Raw genomic sequence first — 17551 nt, 5'->3', positions numbered from 1 at the left:
CGTCACTTCGCACTCCGCACACGATCGACCAGCAGGCGCACATGCTCGGGGTCGGCCTGCGGCGTGATGCCGTGGCCGAGATTGAAGATCAGCGGTCCTTGGCCGAGATGCTGCAGAATATCGTCAATACCCTCTTCCAGGGCCCGGCCGCCGGCAACGACGCGCATCGGATCGAGATTGCCCTGCACCGGTCCGTCCCTCTGAAGTTCGGCGGCAAAGGCCAAAGGCACCGACCAGTCGAGGCCGATCGCATCGGCGCCCGTGTTCTGACGATAGTTCTTCAGCTGGTAACCGGCGCCCTTTGCGAAGGCGATGATGCGCGCATGCGGCCGCTGCGATTTGACCGAAGCGATCATTCGCGCAACCGGCCGGATCGCGAACGCCTCGAACTCCCTCTCGCCGAGAACGCCAGCCCAGGAATCGAAGATCTGCACGGCATCGGCACCGGCATCGATCTGAGCGACGAGATAATCAGCCGATACGTCGGCAAGCAGCATCAGCAGCTGTTCGAAGGCGCGGGGATGTTTGTAGGCGAAGAGACGGGCAGGGGCTTGATCCGGCGTGCCGTGACCGGCGATCATATAGGTCGCAACCGTCCAGGGCGCCCCGCAGAAGCCGAGCAGCGTCGTCTCATCAGGCAACTCCTGGCGCAGCCGCCGCACCGTTTCCAGAACCGGTCTGAGATAATCGACGACCTCTTCCCCGTTCAATCGCCCGATCCCGGTTTCGTCGATTGGATCCATCTCCGGGCCATGGCCCTCGGTGAACCGGACGTTCCGCTTCATTGCATCGGGAATGACCAGGATATCGGAAAACAGAATGGCGGCGTCAAAGCCATAACGGCGGATCGGCTGCAATGTCACTTCGACGGCATGATCGGGCGTATAGCAGAGATCGAGGAAGCTTCCGGCCTTTGCCCGTGTCTGCCGATATTCCGGGAGATAACGTCCCGCCTGTCTCATCAGCCAGAGAGGAGGAGGGGAGAGGCTTTCGCCATTGAGAACCCTCATGATCTTTCGGCGCGTGTCGCTCAAGCGCTTCTTCCCTATAAAAAATCAAAGATATTTTAAAAGGTTTCTATTTCTTAGAGTCGGTGTCTATCAAGGATTAAAATCCATCCACTGCCGATGCCATTCGTCGCGTGCTGGCAAAAAATATCGGAAGGATTTCGCTATTTCATCGAAAGTTTGGGGAGAAACCGAATCTGAAAATGATTCCAAATCCTTCCGGAGAGACGATTTTTCTCGTCGCTGTGGATAAGCTGTGGACCTCATCTCGACAAATCAACCTCTTCCACATCGTCCACAAGGCCTGCGGAAAGCGATCCGCAAAATTCGAAATGTGGATAAGGGGGCATGTTTTCCCTTGCCGGGAGATGCCTCGCCGCCTTAGCTCTGTTTCATCCAGTCTTTTCAACAGGCAGTGGAAAATAGCGTGGAGAACAGAACGAACTTCTTTCATCTGCATCTGATTTCTGACTCAACCGGAGAGACTCTGATCTCCGCCGGCCGCGCCGCATCGGCGCAGTTCAGATCCGCGCAGCCGATCGAACATGTCTATCCGCTGATCCGCAACCGCAAACAGCTGCTGCCGGTTCTGCAGGCGATCGATGATGCCCCCGGCATCGTACTCTATACGATCGTCGACCGGGAGCTTGCGAGCCTGATCGATGAGCGCTGCGTCGAGATGGGTGTTGCCTCGGTGAATGTGCTGGAGCCGGTCATGAATGCGTTCCAGATCTATCTTGGCGCCCCATCGCGCCGTCGGGTCGGCGCTCAGCATGTGATGAATGCCGGATACTTCGCACGCATCGAAGCGTTGAATTTCACCATGGATCATGACGATGGCCAGATGCCGGATGATTATAATGACGCCGATGTCGTCATCATCGGCATCAGCCGCACGTCGAAAACGCCGACCAGCATCTATCTCGCCAACCGTGGCATCAAGACGGCGAATATTCCGATCGTTTATGGCGTGCCGCTGCCGGAGAGCCTGTTCACGACGACCAAGCCGCTGATCGTCTGCCTGATCGCCACCACCGACCGCATCTCTCAGGTGCGGGAAAATCGCATCCTCGGCGCGACGCATGGTTTCGATCGTGAACACTATACCGATCGCGCGGCAATATCCGAGGAGCTGAAATATGCCCGCTCGCTCTGCGCTCGCCATAACTGGCCGCTGATCGACGTCACTCGCCGATCCATCGAGGAAACCGCCGCGGCAATCGTTGCCCTGCGCCCAAAGCTGCGCTAAGCGCTGACCGGCAGCCGGTACGTCGAGGAGCCTATGATAACAAAACTCATCCTTGCATCGTCGAGCCCGTTTCGGCGGATGCTGATGGAAAATGCCGGCCTATCCTTTGAGGCGCATGCCGCGCGGATCGATGAAAGGGCGGTCGAAGCCCCGTTGGAAAAAGCCGGCGCTCAGCCGGATGCCGTTGCTCTCGTCCTCGCCAAGGCCAAGGCCCAAGAGGTCAGCAGCCGTTTCCCCGATGGCCTGGTCATCGGTTCAGATCAGACGATGTCGCTCGGCGATCGCGTCTTCCATAAGCCGACGGATATGGCCGAAGCGGCAAATCACCTCCAGACTCTTTCGGGAGCAACCCACCGCCTGAACAGTGCTGTGGCAATCGTCCGCAACGGGGCTGTGGTGTGGGAACATCTCGCCCATGCCGATCTAACCATGCGGCCGCTGACCGCGGATTTCATTGGGCGGCACCTGGCCCGTGTCGGCAACAAGGCGCTCTCCAGCGTCGGCGCCTATCAATTGGAAGGGGAGGGCATTCAGCTGTTCGAGAAAATCGAAGGTGATTATTTCACCATTCTCGGCCTGCCGATGTTGCCGCTTCTGGAAAAATTACGCGACCTCGGAGCGATCGATGGGTGATTCACGTGAAACATTCGGGCCGAAAGCGTTTGTCACGGGCTTTCCGGTCAAGCATTCGCGCTCGCCGTTGATCCACGGATATTGGCTGAAGACGCTCGGCCTGCCAGGCAGCTATCGCGCCCATGAAGTGGCGCCCGAGGGCTTTGCCGATTTTATTGCTTCGCTGAAGGATGGCAGTTCCGGCTTTGCCGGCGGCAATGTCACCATTCCCCACAAGGAACTGGCTTTCCGTCTTGCCGACAAGCCGGACGAACTGTCGCGCGAACTCGGCGCCTCGAACACGCTCTGGCGGGAGAATGGCCTCCTGCATGCGACGAACACCGACGGCGTCGGCTTCACTGCCAATCTCGACGAACGCCATCCGGGGTGGGACCGCCACGACACGGCGGTCGTCTTTGGCGCCGGCGGCGCCAGCCGGGCGATCATCCAGGCGGTTCGCGACCGCGGTTTCAAGACGATCCATGTGGTCAACCGTACCGTCGAACGCGCCCGTGAACTGGCCGACCGTTTTGGTCCGAAAGTTCAGGCCCATCCGGCGGGTGCCCTGGCCGAGGTGATGAAAGGCGCCGGCCTCTTCATCAATACCACCTCGCTCGGCATGGACGGCGAGGCCGCACCCCAGCTCGATTTCACGCCTCTCGCAACTGAGGCCGTCGTCACCGATATCGTCTATATCCCCCTGAAGACTCCGATCCTGGCGCAGGCGGAAGAGCAGGGCTTTCCGATCGTCGATGGTCTCGGCATGCTGCTGCATCAGGCTGTGCCGGGATTCGAAAAATGGTTCGGCAAGCGTCCTGTCGTCGACGCGGCACTGCGCGCGCTGATCATCGCGGATATGGAAGCACACTGATGCTGAAGATTGGACTGACCGGCTCCATCGGTATGGGAAAATCGACGGCGGGCAAGCTCTTTGCCGAGGCCGGCATCCCGCTGAATGATTCGGATGCCGTGGTCCACGATCTCTATGCCGGCGAGGCCGCACCCCTGGTGGATGCCGCCTTTCCCGGCACGATGAAGGATGGCGCCGTCGACCGCCACGAACTTGGCCGTCAGCTGGCGCTTGATCCCGGCGGCTTCAAACGCCTGGAAGCGATCGTCCATCCGCTGGTGCGCAAACGCGAGATGGAATTTTTAAAACGGCAGCGCCGCGCCGGCGCCGGGATGGTCGTGCTCGATATTCCGTTGCTCTTCGAAACCAACGCCTGGGAAAGAGTGGATGTCGTCGTCGTCGTCAGCGCCGGTCCACAGATTCAACGCGAGAGGGTGCTTGCGCGCGAAGGCATGACCGAGGAAAAATTCGAGATGATTCTCTCACGCCAGACGCCGGACGGGGAAAAACGGCGGCGGGCGGATTATCTGATCGACAGCAGCCGCAGTATCGCGGAGACGAAGGAACGGGTGCTCGAGATTATCGCCGACCTGAAAACGCGGATTGCCAAGGGAGAGTTCCGGAATGCGTGAGATCATCTTCGATACGGAAACCACGGGCCTCGACAACCGTGCCGACCGCATCATCGAAATCGGCGGCATCGAGCTCTTCAACCATTTCCCGACCGGCAATGTGATCCATATCTACATCAATCCAGGCGATCAGAAGGTTCATCCGGATGCGCTCGCCGTGCACGGCATCACCGACGAATTCCTGAAGGACAAGAAACCCTTTGCTGAGGTCGCCGAGGAAATCCTGACCTTCTTCGGCGACGCAAAGTGGATTGCCCATAACGCCACCTTCGATATGGGCTTCATCAACGCCGAATTGGCGCGGATCGGTTTGCCGCCGATCCTGCCGGAGCGGGTGCTGGACACCCTGTCGATGGCGCGGCGTAAACATCCGATGGGCCCGAATTCACTCGACGCGCTCTGCCGGCGCTACGGCATCGACAATTCGCACCGCACCAAACACGGCGCGCTGCTCGACTCCGAACTGCTCGCCGAAGTCTATATCGAGATGATCGGCGGCAGGCAGGCAGCTTTCGGCCTCAGCATGACCGCTACCTCAGGTCAGAACGGTCGCGGCGATGCGACTGAGGAGGACGATGTGGTGATTGCATCCGTGTTCGAGCGGCCTCGCCCGCTTGCCCCCCGGCTCAGCCAGTCCGAGGCGCAGGCGCATGAGGCGCTCGTCGCCAAGCTCGGTGAAAAAGGCATCTGGGCAAAATACGCCAGCCCGAACTAAACCGGCCGCAATTGAAAATGCCCGGGACTTGCCCGGGCATCTGCATCTCAAAACCGAAAAGATCCGATCAGTTCGGAACGGCCTCAACCTTTGCGCGGGCCTGTTCTTCGGCAACGCGCTGGGCGAACATCTGCGTGAAGTCGATCGGGTCGATCATCAGCGGCGGGAAACCGCCGTTGCGGGTGACGTCGGCGATGATCTGACGGGCGAAGGGGAAGAGCATGCGCGGGCACTCGATGAAGAGAACCGGCAGCATGTGTTCCTGCGGGAAACCGGCAACGCGGAAGACGCCGCCATAAGCGAGTTCTGTATGGAACACCGTCTTGTCGCCGTCCTTGGCTTCGGCATTCAGCGACAGCACGACATCGAAATCCGTATCCGAAAGCGGGTTGGCGTTAACGTTCACATTGATGTTGATCGTCGGCGCCTTGTCGCGGGCCTGCAGCGAACGCGGCGCACCCGGATTTTCGAAGGAGAGGTCCTTGGTATATTGCGCAAGGATCGAAAGGGTGGGGCTGGCCGCACCGTTGGTGTTGTTATCGTCTGCCATTGGCTTTTCCTCGAGGGGCATGGGAATGGTGCCGCCATCTAACATTTCAGGGAAGGGCTTACAACCCTGAGCGCTTGGCGCCGTTGATCGGTCGAAGCGCCTCAATCTCCGAGATGTTTGCCCGACCATGGCGAGTTGCGGTCCGGCTCCCTATGATAGTCCTCGTCGTCGAGGTCGACCACCTTCGAATTCCGGTTGCCGTCGCGGAAATCCGGTTGCGAGGAGGCGGAAAAGCCGCTCCTGGCGTTGACCGTGACGAAGCGTTTGGCGACCCACCGCCAGACGAAATCACGCACCGGCGGAATGAGGATCAGGATTGCGATGACATCCGTGATGAAACCGGGAACGATCAGCAGCAGCGACGCGATGACGTTCATCGCCGGCTGCAGCAGCTCGCGGCCCGGCATCACCCCGTTTCGTCCTTCGCTCGACATGCGGCGCAAAATACCGATGCCCTGCCGGCGCAGCAGAACCACCCCGAGAACGAAGCCCAGCATGACGAGCGCCAGTGTCAGCCACAATCCGATTGCCCGGCCGACGACGACGAAACCGGCAATTTCGGCGAGCGGCAGCAGTAGAATGAAAGCTGGCAGGATCGAAAAACGCATGGTCGTGATGTCCCGGGCTTGCCGGTCTCCTCTTGGCGCTGGCGAAGATGCCAGCCATCATTTGAATCATCTGTATAGGCAGACTATATGGGAGTACAAATCAGAGATGTTAACGGCGGCTGCGATACGATATGAGTTCGAACGACTTCATCACATTATTCTTCCTGGTCGCGGCTGTGCTGATTTTCTTTCAGCTCCGCTCCGTGCTCGGGCGCCGCACAGGAAATGAGAAGCCGCCGCGCGATCTCTATACGCCGCGCGATGCGGCTCCGGCCGAAACCGCCGATGCCGGCAAGGTCGTGACGCTGCCGCGCCGCGATGCGACGAGCGAGGATGAGGATCGTTTCGCTGCCATCGACGCCTTCGCCGCACCCGGAACGCCGCTCAACGAATCGCTGCGCGCGCTGAACAAGGCCGATCCGGCCTTCAGCCCGAAAGAGTTTTTGAATGGCGCCCGCATGGCTTACGAGATGATCGTCATGGCCTATGCCGATGGCGACCGGAAAACGCTGAAGAACCTGCTGTCGCGCGAAGTATACGACGGCTTCGATGCCGCGATCGGCGAGCGCGAAACCCGGGGCGAGAAAGTGAAGTCCACCTTCGTCGGCATCGACAAGGCCGAAATCACCCATGCGGAGACGAAGGGCAGCGAAGCGCAGATCACCGTTCGCATCATCAGCCAGCTGATATCGGCCACTTACGACAAAGCGGACGTGCTGATCGAAGGCGACGCCGAAAACGTCGCCGAGGTCAACGACCTCTGGACTTTCGCCCGCGACACCCGCTCGCGCGATCCGAACTGGAAACTCGTGGCGACCGAATCGGAACATGAGTGACCACGCATCGGACTTCGTCCTGCAGGCCGTAAGCTTCGACACTCTGGAAGGCTGGAAGGATGACGATCCCTCCGGCCTTTTTGAAGTCATGCGGCGCTGCCGCCGCCAGATCAGCGATGTCAAACTCTACCGCACCGGATCGCTTGGCCTGAGCTCGGAAGACCTGCTGCCGCTTCTGCACGCCGCCGAAGATTTCACGCCGTCATCGCCATCAGCGGCGCGCGCCTTTTTCGAGACGCATTGTCGGCCCTTCCTGATTCGCCGCAAGGATGGCAATCCCGGCTTCGTCACCGCCTTTTACGAACCTGATATCGAGGTGTCGGAGCGGCCGGACGAGGTTTTCCGTTTCCCTTTCTACCGGCGCCCGGACGATCTGATCGATCTCGACGATGCCAATCGCCCCGCCGATCTCGACAATTCCTATGCTTTCGGCCGCCTGCATGATGGCCGCATCGCTGCCTATCCGGATCGCCGCGCCATCGACCAGGGTTTTCTCGAAGGCCGCGGTCTTGAAATCGCCTGGGCGAAGTCGAAAGTCGACGTCTTCTTTGTGCATGTGCAGGGCGCGGCCCGTTTGCGTTACGGCGATGGCCGCATCGGTCGCATCACCTATGCGGCGAAGGCCGGCCATCCTTTCTCGGCGGTCGGCAAGCTGCTGATCGACCGAGGCGAGATCGCTCGCGCCGACGTCTCGATGCAGTCGATCCGCGCCTGGCTGGCGCGCAATCCCGAGTACGTAGACGAGGTGCTGTGGCATAACCGCTCCTATATCTTCTTCCGGGAAGCGCCCGTTGCCGATCCCGAGGCCGGTCCAGTCGCCGCCGCCAAGGTTCCGCTTTTGGCCGGACGCTCGCTTGCCGTCGACCGGATGATCCATACCTTCGGCTTTCCCTTCTTCATCCGCTCCGAAAGCCTCACCCATCTCGATGACGCCCGGCCCTTCCGCCGGCTGATGCTGGCGCTCGATACCGGCTCGGCGATCGTCGGGCCGGCGCGCGGCGATATCTTCACCGGCTCGGGGGATCTGGCCGGAGAAAGGGCCGGCACCGTTCGCAACGATGCCGATTTCGCCATCCTTATTCCCCAAGCTGCCGCCGGACGATTCGACTGATGGCCAGGGATCGGAAACTCAGCGCGGACGAGAGGATCCTCTGGGGCAAGGTTGCCCGCAGCACAAGGCCGATGCCCGGTAAGGCGGGTGAATTGACCGAACTCGATGCTTTTCTTGTCGAAGCCGAAGCGGCGGCCGAACAGGAGAAGGCAGGAAAGCAGACATCCGCCGCACCTCTGTCGCCGCAGCACGCAGCACCCTCGGCGCCGAAACCGCCGACAGGCGTGCATCATCCACTGGAAAAGCCGGTCAAGCGCAAGATCGCCAAGGGCCGGCTGGCGCTCGAAGCGCGGATCGACCTGCATGGGCTGGTGCAGAGCGAGGCTCATGTCATCCTGCTCGATTTCCTGATGCGCGCCCATGAGCGCGGCATGCGCCATGTCCTGGTCATCACCGGCAAAGGCAGCTCGATGGGCAGCGACGGCGCGCTGAAGCGGGCCGTGCCGCTTTGGTTCTCGAAGCCGGAATTCCGCTACCTGATCTCGTCTTATGAATCGGCCGCACAGCATCATGGCGGGGAGGGCGCTCTCTACATTCGCCTGTCGCGGCGGCATGGGGAAAAGCCATGACCCCTTTCGGAGAGGCGATTCGCAAGCTGAGAGCGCGTAAGGGTGTCTCGCAGAAGGAGATGGCGGAAGCGCTGAATGTCTCTCCCGCCTATCTCTCGGCGCTCGAACATGGCAAGCGTGGTTTGCCGACATTCGATCTGCTGCAGCGCATCGCCGGCTATTTCAACATCATCTGGGATGAGGCCGAGGAACTGTTTCTGCTCGCCCGCTCCTCCGACCCGCGCGTCGTCATCGACACATCAGGCCTGCCGCCGGAATATACCGAATTTGCCAACCGATTGGCGCGGCGGATCCGCAGCCTTGACAGCGCAGAGATAGGGCGGCTATCCGCTCTTCTCGAAAATGGCGTCAAAGGCGACGGAAAAGCGTCATAATCCCCTGTTTTATGCCTTGTTCAGGGGACTTGCCATTGGGAAGTGTGTCCAAAAAACCTATATACGAGAGTGAAGAAAGCCGGTGATTCGCAAGGCGCGCCGCAGCTTTACGACAACAGGGAAAATCTCGACAGAATGAGCGATACATCCGCGACGGAAAACGGCGTAAGCACCGAATATGGCGCAGATTCCATCAAGGTTCTGAAGGGCCTTGATGCCGTGCGCAAGCGTCCCGGCATGTATATCGGCGATACCGACGATGGCTCCGGCCTTCATCACATGGTCTATGAGGTCGTCGACAACGCGATCGACGAAGCGCTTGCCGGCCATGCCGACATCGTCACCGTCACGCTCAATCCGGATGGCTCGGTGACCGTCACCGATAACGGCCGCGGCATCCCGACGGATATTCATACCGGGGAAGGCGTATCGGCGGCCGAAGTCATCATGACTCAGCTGCATGCCGGCGGCAAGTTCGACCAGAATTCCTACAAGGTCTCCGGCGGTCTGCACGGCGTCGGCGTCTCCGTCGTCAACGCATTGTCCGTTTGGCTGAAACTGAAGATCCGCCGCCAGGGCAAGATCCATGAAATGAGCTTCACCCATGGTGTGGCCGATGCGCCGCTCAAGGTCACCGGCGAAGCGCCCAATGAGACCGGCACGGAAGTGAGTTTCATGCCGAGCACCGATACTTTCACCATGACGGAGTTCGACTACGGCACGCTCGAGCATCGCCTGCGCGAACTCGCCTTCCTGAACTCGGGCGTGCGCATCCTGCTGACCGACAAGCGCCATTCCGATATCAAGCAGGAGGAGCTGCGTTATGACGGCGGCCTCGAGGCTTTCGTCGCTTATCTCGACCGTGCCAAGAAGTCGCTCGTCGACAAGCCGGTCGCCATACGCGGCGAAAAAGACGGCATCACCGTCGAAGTGGCGATGTGGTGGAACGACAGCTACCACGAGAATGTGCTCTGCTTCACCAACAACATCCCGCAGCGCGACGGCGGCACCCATATGGCCGGTTTCCGGGCAGCCTTGACGCGCCAGGTCGTATCCTACGCCGACAGTTCCGGCATCACCAAAAGAGAAAAGGTGACGCTGCAGGGCGAGGATTGCCGCGAAGGCCTGACGGCGGTGCTTTCGGTCAAGGTGCCTGATCCGAAATTTTCCTCGCAGACCAAGGATAAGCTGGTTTCCTCGGAAGTCCGTCCGGTTGTCGAAAGCCTCGTTAACGAGGCGCTGAACACCTGGTTCGAAGAGCATCCGAGCGAAGCCAAGATTCTGGTCGGCAAGGTCGTCGAGGCAGCGGCGGCGCGCGAAGCGGCCCGCAAGGCCCGCGAATTGACCCGCCGCAAGGGCGCACTCGATATCGCCTCGCTGCCCGGCAAGCTCGCCGACTGCTCAGAGCGTGATCCGACAAAATCGGAGGTCTTCCTCGTCGAGGGCGACTCCGCCGGCGGCTCGGCCAAGCAGGGCCGCTCGCGCGAAAACCAGGCGATCCTGCCGTTGCGCGGCAAGATCCTCAATGTCGAGCGTGCCCGTTTCGACAAGATGCTGTCGAGCCAGGAAATCGGCACGCTGATCACAGCACTCGGCACCGGCATCGGCAAGGACGAGTTCAACGTCGAAAAGCTGCGCTATCACAAGATTATTATCATGACGGATGCTGACGTCGACGGCGCTCATATCCGCACCCTGCTGCTCACCTTTTTCTTCCGCCAGATGCCGGAACTTATCGAGCGCGGCCATCTCTATATCGCCCAGCCGCCACTCTATAAGGTCTCGCGCGGCAAGTCGGTGCAGTATCTGAAGGACGAAAAGGCGCTGGAGGAATACCTCATCAGCCAGGGCCTGGAAGATGCGGCTCTGAAACTCGGCAGCGGCGAAGTCCGCACCGGCCAGGACCTGCGCGAGGTCATCCTCGACGCGTTGCGCATGCGCGCTTTGCTCGACAATCTCCATTCGCGTTACAATCGCGCGGCCATCGAACAGGCGGCGATCGCCGGCGCCCTCAATGCCGAACGCGTCAGCGATCGGGCAAGAGCGCAGGCATTGACGAGCGAGGTGGCAAGCCGCCTCGACATCATCGCCGAGGAAACCGAACGCGGTTGGCAGGGTGATCTGGCCAGCGATGGCGGCCTGCGCCTCGAACGCATGGTCCGCGGCGTCAAGGAAATCGTCGTGCTCGACATGGCGCTGATCGGCTCCTCGGATGCTCGGCACATCGACCAGCTGACGTCACGGCTCAAGGAAATCTATCAGACGCCGCCGTCCCTGCATCGACGCGAAGGCGACCTCGAGATCTCGGGCCCGCGCGCCTTGCTCGACGCCATCTTTGCAACCGGCCGCAAGGGCCTGACCATGCAGCGCTACAAGGGTCTTGGTGAGATGAATGCCGAGCAGCTCTGGGAAACGACGCTGGATCCCAACGTGCGCTCCCTGCTGCAGGTCAAGGTCAACGACGCCACTGATGCTGACGGCCTCTTCGCCCGGCTGATGGGTGACGAAGTCGAACCGCGGCGCGAATTCATCCAGGACAACGCACTGAGCGTCGCAAACCTCGATATCTGATTGTTATTTTACCAAGCAGAAGCCGCGCCGTCTCTAGATGGCGGGGCTTTTGCTTGTGAGGGGCGATTAATCCGCGAGGAAACGGCCGTTGAACGCGACCTCGGCGAGCGGTTTGCGCTGACTGGGGAATTCGCGCGCCTGGTTGCGTTCGGAAAGAACGCTCTTGTCGGCCAGACGGCCGACGGCAACGCCGGCTTCCACCCGGTAACCCTCGGGAATGCCGAAGCTCTTCATGATTTCCTGGTGTTTGATGCCGCCCATGCCATGGGCGTAGAAACCAGAAAGGCGCGCTTGCAGCGACAGGTGGCCCCATGCCGCGCCAGCATCGAAGGAATGGGTGTAGCTGGGTTTCTCCTCGCCGGAACCGGCAACGCCGGTAAAGCTGCGCGACACGACAAAAATCAGCGCCGAGGCATTCCTGGCCCATTCCTGATTGGCATCGACGAGCAATGCGACGAATTTCTCCCAATGTTCCGAACCCTTAAGCGCATAGATAAAACGCCAGGGCTGGTGATTGGACGAAGACGGCGCCCAATGGGCGGCATCGAGCAGGCTGAGCAGTTGGGCTTCCTCGATAATTTCGCCGGTGAAGGCGCGGGGTGACCAGCGGTCGAGAAACATCGGATCGATCGGATATTGGGATTCGCGGCTATTGCTCTTGGTCATGCTTATTCCCTGAGGGCAGAAATTTGGATCGGGGTTCGTGTTAGTCGGTCCAGACGATGTCGAGTTCCTCGCGAAAGGCGAAGCGCTTCAGATGATCGTCGATGACACCCTGCATTCTTAGCTGTTGTTCGGGGTCGGCGACGGAAAGTATCATGGTCAGCGCCGCATCATCGGCGGTGAACGTCACCTCTGCCGTCTCGCTGAACGGCACGCGGCCCTTGTTCGGATCGAAATCGACGCTGAATTTGTGACTCCAGTGTTTGCAGAGCTGCTGTAGATAGCGGCTTGCATGTTCCGTGCGCACGACAGCCTGGGAGAGATGCATTTTCGAACTCCACGTCATCTTCGGATCGGTTGGGAGTCATATTTCCTGCTTCATGGGCTTGGCAAGCGCAGCATCGTCGCAATTCGGGTGCACAGACTGTCTTCATAAAAGCGGTCTACGACATGCAAAACATCGCCGAAATCCGACTAAATTCGAGGAAAGCCGTACCGCTTCGCGCCAAAGCCGTAATGACACCGGTGAATAATTCGTTCATAGGTGGCTGCAAATCCGTTTTCGATGAGGAGGAAATTCCATGAAGCTGATGCGTGTTGGCCAAGCAGGCAATGAAAAACCCGCGCTTCTCGATGCCGATGGCAAGATCCGCGATCTCTCCGGTCATGTCGCCGATATCGCCGGCGAGGCGATCACGCCGGCCGGTCTTGCGAAGATGGCGGCGATCGATCCGAAGAGCCTTCCGGAACTTATGCCCGGCCGTATTGGCGCCTGTGTCGCCGGCACTGGCAAATTCATCTGCATCGGCTTGAATTATTCGGATCATGCTGCCGAAACTGGCGCCACCGTTCCGCCCGAGCCGATCATCTTCATGAAAGCAACATCGGCAATCGTCGGGCCGAACGACGATGTCATCATTCCCCGCGGTTCGGAAAAGACCGATTGGGAAGTCGAACTTGGCGTCGTCATCGGCAAGACCGCAAAATATGTGACGGAAGCCGAAGCGCTGGATTATGTCGCCGGTTATTGCGTCTCCAACGACGTTTCCGAGCGCGCTTTCCAAACCGAGCGGTCCGGCCAGTGGACAAAGGGCAAATCCTGCGACACCTTTGGCCCGATCGGCCCATGGCTCGTGACCAAGGACGAAATCCCCGAACCGCAGAACCTCGGCATGTGGCTGACGGTCAACGGCCAGAAGATGCAGAACGGTTCGTCGAAGACCATGGTTTACGGGGTGGCTTTCCTGGTCTCCTACCTCAGTCAGTTCATGTCGCTGCATCCCGGCGACGTGATCTCGACCGGCACGCCTCCGGGTGTCGGCATGGGTCTCAAGCCGCCGCGTTTTCTCAAGGCTGGCGACGTGGTCGAGCTCGGCATCGAAGGTCTCGGCATACAGAAGCAGACTTTCGTAGCGGACCGTTAACGACGCTTCCTGCTGAGAAACTTAAGTTTTCAGGGCGATTATGATGCCGGGGATCAAATCTCCGGCATTTCTTGTGTGGGTCTGGTTCGTCCATGTTGCTGTGCAACAAAAAACTGTTAGTCTGCGTTACGTGCCCGCGTAACGGAAAGAGTCGATGCCGCTCAATCGGCCTCATCTTTTCGATAGAGAAAGGTGGCGCCTTTGTTTTATCAGCTTTATGAATTGAACCATGCCGCCATGGCGCCGTTTCGCGCCGCGGCCGATATCATGCGATTTGCCTATGCCAATCCGCTGAACCCGTTTTCCCATACGCCGCTCGGCCGGACGATGGCGGCAAGCCTCGAAATGTTCGAACGCACGACGCGCCGTTACGGCAAGCCGGAATTCGGACTGAAGCAAACGACGATCGGCGATCGGATGGTTTCCGTCCGCGAAGAGATCGTCTGGTCGCGGCCCTTCTGCAATCTCCTGCATTTCGCACGCAATGTTCCAGCCGCCCGCGGCAACGATCCGCGCATTCTGATTGTTGCGCCGATGTCCGGCCATTACGCGACGCTGCTGCGCGGCACAGTGGAGGCGCTGCTGCCGAGTGCCGATGTCTACATCACCGACTGGATCGACGCCCGCATGGTGCCGATGACGGAAGGCACCTTCGATTTCGACGACTATGTCGATTACGTCATCGAGATGCTGCATTTCCTCGGTCACGACACACATGTCATCGCCGTTTGTCAGCCTTCCGTTCCGGTGCTGGCTGCGGCTGCGGTGATGGAGGAAGCCAATGATCCGCTGTCGCCGGCGTCGATGACGCTGATGGGCGGCCCGATCGATACGCGCATCAACCCGACGGCGGTCAACAAGCTCGCACAGGAGCGGTCGCTTCAGTGGTTCTCCGACAATGTCATCATGAACGTGCCTTGGCCGCAGCCGGGCTTCATGCGCCCGGTCTATCCGGGATTCCTGCAGCTTTCGGGATTCATGTCGATGAATCTCGACCGACACCTCGTCGCGCACAAGGAATTCTTCATGCATCTCGTGAAGAACGACGGCGAACCGGAAAAGCATCGCGATTTCTACGACGAATATCTCGCCGTCATGGATCTGACCGCCGAATTCTACCTGCAGACGGTCGAGGAGGTCTTCATCAAGCATTCCCTGCCGAAGGGCGAATTGATGCATCGCGGCAAACGCGTCGATCCGGCAGCGATCCGCAAAGTGGCGCTTCTGACCGTCGAAGGTGAGAATGACGATATATCGGGGGTCGGCCAGACCAAGGCGGCGCAGACCATCTGCGTCAACATTCCCGAAGATATGCGCATGCATTACCTGCAGCCGGATGTCGGCCATTATGGTGTTTTCAACGGCTCGCGGTTCCGCCGCGAGATCGCGCCGCGTATCCTCGATTTCGTCCGCCAGCATTCCCGTTCTGCCGTGAAGCCTCCGGTTCCGCGTGTCATCAAGGGCGGGCGGACAGCCTAAATCAGGCATGGCTGAATTAGCAAAATGGATTCAAGGCCTTGTCCGATTTCACGGGCAATCGTCTTGAAGGTGGTTATTGCGGTAACCACATCGATTTCAGCGTTCGGTATCCTGCCGGACGTGGAAAGCGAGGGATACCCGCACGATGAACCAGTCAGCATTGCTTCGACCGGATTGGACTCCGGCTACCATTGCCCTGATGATTCTCGGCTTCATGGTTTTCTGGCCTCTGGGTCTTGCCATGCTTGCCTACATCATCTTCGGCGACCGTCTGCGCGGCTTCAAGCGTGACGTCAACCAGGCGACCGATGGCTTCTTTGCCTCCTGCCGCCGCTCGAACGGCCGTCACCGCCCGCATTTCTCGACCGGCAACGTCGCCTTCGACGACTGGCGCAAGGCCGAGATCGACCGGATCGAGGAAGAGCGCCGCAAGCTCGATGAAATGCGCGAGGAATTCGACGCCTACATGCGCGAACTTCGCCGCGCCAAGGACCAGGAAGAGTTCGATCGCTTCATGCGTGACCGCAAGAACGCCAAGCGTGACGACAATGGCCCGGTCGCTGAATACCAGACGCCTTGAAGGCCTGAGCGCTGAATTGATGACCGGCATCTTCCGATGCCGGTTTTTCTATGTCCGCTCCCTCGGCGAATCGGATAGAAAACACCCATGTTCTCGCTTCTGAAGACAAGGCCGAAAGCGCGGAAACCGGCGCCGCCCGAAACGCGGACGCTTGAGGTGGCCGGCCGGCTGATGCCGTTGACCATCAAGCAGCATGACCGGGCGACCCGCATCACCTTGCGCATCGAGCCGGGCGGCCGGGCCTTGAAGATGACAGTGCCGAAGGGTCTTGCGGCGCGCGAGGTCAATGCCTTTCTCGATCGGCACCAGGGTTGGCTGCTGACCAAACTTGCCAAGTTTTCGACCGATGCCGGCCTTCGCGACGGCGGCGAAATTCTTTTTCGCGGCGTTTCCCATCGCATCCAGCATACCGGCAGCTTGCGCGGGCTGACGGAGGCGGTTTCGATAGACGGCAGACCGGTGCTGCGCGTCAGCGGCATGGAGGAACATATCGGACGGCGCATCGCGGCCTTTCTCAAGAAGGAGGCGCGCGCAGAGCTGGTGAAGCTCGCGACGATGCATGCCGGAACGATCCGGGCGCCGATCCGCTCGATCTCGATGAAGGACACGCGCAGCCGTTGGGGCTCGTGCTCGTCGGAGGGAAATTTGAGCTTTTCCTGGCGCATCGTTATGGCGCCGCCCTCGGTGATCGATTATCTCGCCGCGCATGAGGTCGCCCATCTCAAGGAAATGAACCACGGCCCGCACTTCTGGGCGCTCTGCCGGAAGCTTTGCCCCGGGATGGACGAAGCGAAATCCTGGCTGAAGCGGCATGGCAGCCAGCTGCACGCCATTGATTTCGATTAGAGCATGTCGCGCAAAAGTGTGCAGCGGTTTTGCCAGGCAAGCGCTGAGCGCTTTTGCCGCAAACGACATGCGTAAAAACAAAGGGCTAAAGCGCGAGGAGCGAACCTGAAAGATCGCTAAGCGCTTCTGCCGAAGGCCGCTCTAAATACAGCTTTCCATGCAAATTGGCTCGACTCTTGCCGCGTTTCGTGTCACTTCGCTGCCATGAGACCGGATATCAAGATCTGCGGCTTGACGACGCCTGATGCTGTCGATCGCGCGCTGACGCGCGGCGCGACCCATATCGGTTTTATTTTCTTCGAAAAGAGCCCACGTTATATCGAGCCGGACCTGGCGGCAAAACTTGCCGAGCCCGCGCGTGGCAAAGCGAAGATCGTCGCCGTCGTCGTCGATCCCAGCAATGACGAACTGGACGAGATCGTCTCGCTGTTGAAGCCGGATATCCTGCAGCTCCACGGCAATGAGAGCCCCGAACATGTGCTGACCATAAAGGCGCTCTACGGTCTGCCGGTCATGAAGGTATTTTCGGTGCGCACCGCCGACGATCTGAAACGCGTCGAGGCCTATATCGGCATCGCCGATCGTTTCCTCTTCGATGCAAAAGCGCCGAAGGGTTCCGAATTGCCGGGTGGTAACGGCATTTCCTTCGACTGGAGCCTTCTGAGCTGGCTCGACGGCAGCATCGACTACATGCTGTCAGGCGGTCTGAACAAGAACAATGTCGCTGATGCGCTGGCGAATACCAAGGCACGTGGTATCGACGTCTCCTCGGGCGTCGAAACTGCGCCTGGCGTGAAGAACGTCGCAATGATCGATGAATTTTTCGATGCGGTCGACGAGGCGGATGCGCCTGTCATGGCCTCAGGGAGTTGAGA

Annotated in this window: 20 protein-coding genes; 15 read left to right on the top strand and 5 right to left on the bottom strand. The window is 59.8% G+C overall.

Going from position 1 to position 17551, the window contains the following annotated elements; genetic code table 11:
• Window positions 1–2: 2 nt before the first annotated feature.
• Window positions 3–1034 (bottom strand): uroporphyrinogen decarboxylase, encoded by a 1032-nt coding sequence (gene hemE, locus FHX03_RS32785; RefSeq protein ID WP_183857326.1) that lies wholly within the window; start codon window positions 1032–1034, stop codon window positions 3–5.
• A 400-nt stretch (window positions 1035–1434) separates the two neighbouring features.
• On the opposite strand from hemE, the gene FHX03_RS32780 reads away from it, so the two are divergent.
• The 5 genes from FHX03_RS32780 to dnaQ are packed head-to-tail and all read left to right on the top strand — an operon-like array spanning window position 1435 to window position 5065.
• Window positions 1435–2256, top strand: a complete 822-nt coding sequence (locus FHX03_RS32780; RefSeq protein ID WP_003589532.1) for a pyruvate, water dikinase regulatory protein — start codon at window positions 1435–1437, stop codon at window positions 2254–2256.
• Window positions 2257–2289: 33 nt separating this feature from the next.
• Complete coding sequence (locus FHX03_RS32775) at window positions 2290–2889, top strand: Maf-like protein (RefSeq protein ID WP_183857324.1); 600 nt, start codon at window positions 2290–2292, stop codon at window positions 2887–2889.
• Window positions 2882–3739: a shikimate dehydrogenase gene (locus FHX03_RS32770; protein ID WP_097625096.1), complete on the top strand. Its 858-nt coding sequence runs from the start codon at window positions 2882–2884 to the stop codon at window positions 3737–3739. The genes FHX03_RS32775 and FHX03_RS32770 overlap by 8 nt, the downstream gene beginning before the upstream one ends.
• A complete protein-coding gene (coaE, locus tag FHX03_RS32765) occupies window positions 3739–4350 on the top strand; it encodes a dephospho-CoA kinase (RefSeq protein ID WP_183857322.1) in 612 nt (203 codons plus the stop codon). The genes FHX03_RS32770 and coaE overlap by 1 nt, the downstream gene beginning before the upstream one ends.
• Complete coding sequence (dnaQ, locus tag FHX03_RS32760) at window positions 4343–5065, top strand: DNA polymerase III subunit epsilon (protein WP_097625098.1); 723 nt, start codon at window positions 4343–4345, stop codon at window positions 5063–5065. The genes coaE and dnaQ overlap by 8 nt, the downstream gene beginning before the upstream one ends.
• Before the next feature lie 67 nt (window positions 5066–5132).
• Here dnaQ and secB read toward each other — a convergent pair whose 3' ends face one another.
• Together secB and FHX03_RS32750 are read right to left on the bottom strand one after the other, a co-directional pair.
• A complete protein-coding gene (secB, locus tag FHX03_RS32755; protein ID WP_003589527.1) occupies window positions 5133–5615 on the bottom strand; it encodes a protein-export chaperone SecB in 483 nt (160 codons plus the stop codon).
• Window positions 5616–5716: 101 nt separating this feature from the next.
• On the bottom strand, window positions 5717–6223 hold the full coding sequence (locus FHX03_RS32750) for an FxsA family protein (RefSeq protein WP_183857321.1): 507 nt from the start codon (window positions 6221–6223) through the stop codon (window positions 5717–5719).
• 131 nt (window positions 6224–6354) lie between these two features.
• Between FHX03_RS32750 and FHX03_RS32745 the strand changes: the two genes are divergently transcribed.
• From FHX03_RS32745 to gyrB, 5 genes are all read left to right on the top strand, one after another.
• On the top strand, window positions 6355–7059 hold the full coding sequence (locus FHX03_RS32745; RefSeq protein ID WP_097625100.1) for a Tim44/TimA family putative adaptor protein: 705 nt from the start codon (window positions 6355–6357) through the stop codon (window positions 7057–7059).
• Window positions 7052–8170 (top strand): murein transglycosylase A, encoded by a 1119-nt coding sequence (locus FHX03_RS32740; RefSeq protein ID WP_183857319.1) that lies wholly within the window; start codon window positions 7052–7054, stop codon window positions 8168–8170. Before FHX03_RS32745 ends, FHX03_RS32740 begins: the two co-directional genes overlap by 8 nt.
• Window positions 8170–8739: a Smr/MutS family protein gene (locus FHX03_RS32735; RefSeq protein ID WP_097625102.1), complete on the top strand. Its 570-nt coding sequence runs from the start codon at window positions 8170–8172 to the stop codon at window positions 8737–8739. The genes FHX03_RS32740 and FHX03_RS32735 overlap by 1 nt, the downstream gene beginning before the upstream one ends.
• Window positions 8736–9113 (top strand): helix-turn-helix domain-containing protein, encoded by a 378-nt coding sequence (locus FHX03_RS32730; protein WP_012559396.1) that lies wholly within the window; start codon window positions 8736–8738, stop codon window positions 9111–9113. The genes FHX03_RS32735 and FHX03_RS32730 overlap by 4 nt, the downstream gene beginning before the upstream one ends.
• Before the next feature lie 135 nt (window positions 9114–9248).
• Window positions 9249–11684, top strand: a complete 2436-nt coding sequence (gyrB, locus tag FHX03_RS32725; RefSeq protein ID WP_183857317.1) for a DNA topoisomerase (ATP-hydrolyzing) subunit B — start codon at window positions 9249–9251, stop codon at window positions 11682–11684.
• A 66-nt stretch (window positions 11685–11750) separates the two neighbouring features.
• On the opposite strand, the gene FHX03_RS32720 is transcribed toward gyrB, so the two are convergent.
• A complete protein-coding gene (locus FHX03_RS32720; RefSeq protein ID WP_183857315.1) occupies window positions 11751–12350 on the bottom strand; it encodes a nitroreductase family protein in 600 nt (199 codons plus the stop codon).
• A 40-nt stretch (window positions 12351–12390) separates the two neighbouring features.
• Window positions 12391–12675 carry a DUF2218 domain-containing protein gene (locus FHX03_RS32715; RefSeq protein ID WP_097625104.1) on the bottom strand — a complete coding sequence of 95 codons (285 nt, stop codon included), beginning with the start codon at window positions 12673–12675 and terminating at the stop codon, window positions 12391–12393.
• A 253-nt stretch (window positions 12676–12928) separates the two neighbouring features.
• On the opposite strand from FHX03_RS32715, the gene FHX03_RS32710 reads away from it, so the two are divergent.
• The 5 genes from FHX03_RS32710 (at window position 12929) to FHX03_RS32690 (ending at window position 17549) form a co-directional block, all read left to right on the top strand.
• Complete coding sequence (locus FHX03_RS32710) at window positions 12929–13771, top strand: fumarylacetoacetate hydrolase family protein (RefSeq protein WP_097625105.1); 843 nt, start codon at window positions 12929–12931, stop codon at window positions 13769–13771.
• A 201-nt stretch (window positions 13772–13972) separates the two neighbouring features.
• Window positions 13973–15250, top strand: coding sequence for a polyhydroxyalkanoate depolymerase (locus tag FHX03_RS32705; RefSeq protein WP_097625106.1), 1278 nt, complete (start codon window positions 13973–13975; stop codon window positions 15248–15250).
• Between the two features lie 145 nt (window positions 15251–15395).
• Complete coding sequence (locus FHX03_RS32700; RefSeq protein ID WP_003571403.1) at window positions 15396–15830, top strand: DUF2852 domain-containing protein; 435 nt, start codon at window positions 15396–15398, stop codon at window positions 15828–15830.
• Window positions 15831–15917: 87 nt separating this feature from the next.
• Entirely contained in the window at window positions 15918–16676 is a 759-nt protein-coding gene (locus FHX03_RS32695; RefSeq protein WP_097625107.1) for a M48 family metallopeptidase, read from the top strand.
• Window positions 16677–16880: 204 nt separating this feature from the next.
• Window positions 16881–17549, top strand: a complete 669-nt coding sequence (locus FHX03_RS32690; protein WP_097625108.1) for a phosphoribosylanthranilate isomerase — start codon at window positions 16881–16883, stop codon at window positions 17547–17549.
• Window positions 17550–17551 lie beyond the last annotated feature (2 nt).

This window comes from Rhizobium sp. BK456, from assembly GCF_014194045.1.
Taxonomy (GTDB): domain Bacteria; phylum Pseudomonadota; class Alphaproteobacteria; order Rhizobiales; family Rhizobiaceae; genus Rhizobium; species Rhizobium redzepovicii.
This window is presented reverse-complemented; position numbering and strand designations above follow the sequence as displayed.

Excerpts from the sequence above, each read along its gene's own strand:
- FHX03_RS32750 (WP_183857321.1), bottom strand. The coding sequence starts at position 6,223 with ATGCGTTTTTCGATCCTGCCAGCTTTCATTCTACTGCTGCCGCTCGCC.
- FHX03_RS32775 (WP_183857324.1), top strand. The coding sequence starts at position 2,290 with ATGATAACAAAACTCATCCTTGCATCGTCGAGCCCGTTTCGGCGGATG.
- FHX03_RS32715 (WP_097625104.1), bottom strand. The coding sequence starts at position 12,675 with ATGCATCTCTCCCAGGCTGTCGTGCGCACGGAACATGCAAGCCGCTAT.
- FHX03_RS32770 (WP_097625096.1), top strand. The coding sequence starts at position 2,882 with ATGGGTGATTCACGTGAAACATTCGGGCCGAAAGCGTTTGTCACGGGC.
- FHX03_RS32735 (WP_097625102.1), top strand. The coding sequence starts at position 8,170 with ATGGCCAGGGATCGGAAACTCAGCGCGGACGAGAGGATCCTCTGGGGC.
- FHX03_RS32695 (WP_097625107.1), top strand. The coding sequence starts at position 15,918 with ATGTTCTCGCTTCTGAAGACAAGGCCGAAAGCGCGGAAACCGGCGCCG.
- coaE (WP_183857322.1), top strand. The coding sequence starts at position 3,739 with ATGCTGAAGATTGGACTGACCGGCTCCATCGGTATGGGAAAATCGACG.
- gyrB (WP_183857317.1), top strand. The coding sequence starts at position 9,249 with ATGAGCGATACATCCGCGACGGAAAACGGCGTAAGCACCGAATATGGC.
- dnaQ (WP_097625098.1), top strand. The coding sequence starts at position 4,343 with ATGCGTGAGATCATCTTCGATACGGAAACCACGGGCCTCGACAACCGT.
- FHX03_RS32730 (WP_012559396.1), top strand. The coding sequence starts at position 8,736 with ATGACCCCTTTCGGAGAGGCGATTCGCAAGCTGAGAGCGCGTAAGGGT.
- FHX03_RS32745 (WP_097625100.1), top strand. The coding sequence starts at position 6,355 with ATGAGTTCGAACGACTTCATCACATTATTCTTCCTGGTCGCGGCTGTG.
- FHX03_RS32700 (WP_003571403.1), top strand. The coding sequence starts at position 15,396 with ATGAACCAGTCAGCATTGCTTCGACCGGATTGGACTCCGGCTACCATT.
- FHX03_RS32710 (WP_097625105.1), top strand. The coding sequence starts at position 12,929 with ATGAAGCTGATGCGTGTTGGCCAAGCAGGCAATGAAAAACCCGCGCTT.
- FHX03_RS32720 (WP_183857315.1), bottom strand. The coding sequence starts at position 12,350 with ATGACCAAGAGCAATAGCCGCGAATCCCAATATCCGATCGATCCGATG.
- secB (WP_003589527.1), bottom strand. The coding sequence starts at position 5,615 with ATGGCAGACGATAACAACACCAACGGTGCGGCCAGCCCCACCCTTTCG.
- FHX03_RS32740 (WP_183857319.1), top strand. The coding sequence starts at position 7,052 with ATGAGTGACCACGCATCGGACTTCGTCCTGCAGGCCGTAAGCTTCGAC.
- FHX03_RS32690 (WP_097625108.1), top strand. The coding sequence starts at position 16,881 with ATGAGACCGGATATCAAGATCTGCGGCTTGACGACGCCTGATGCTGTC.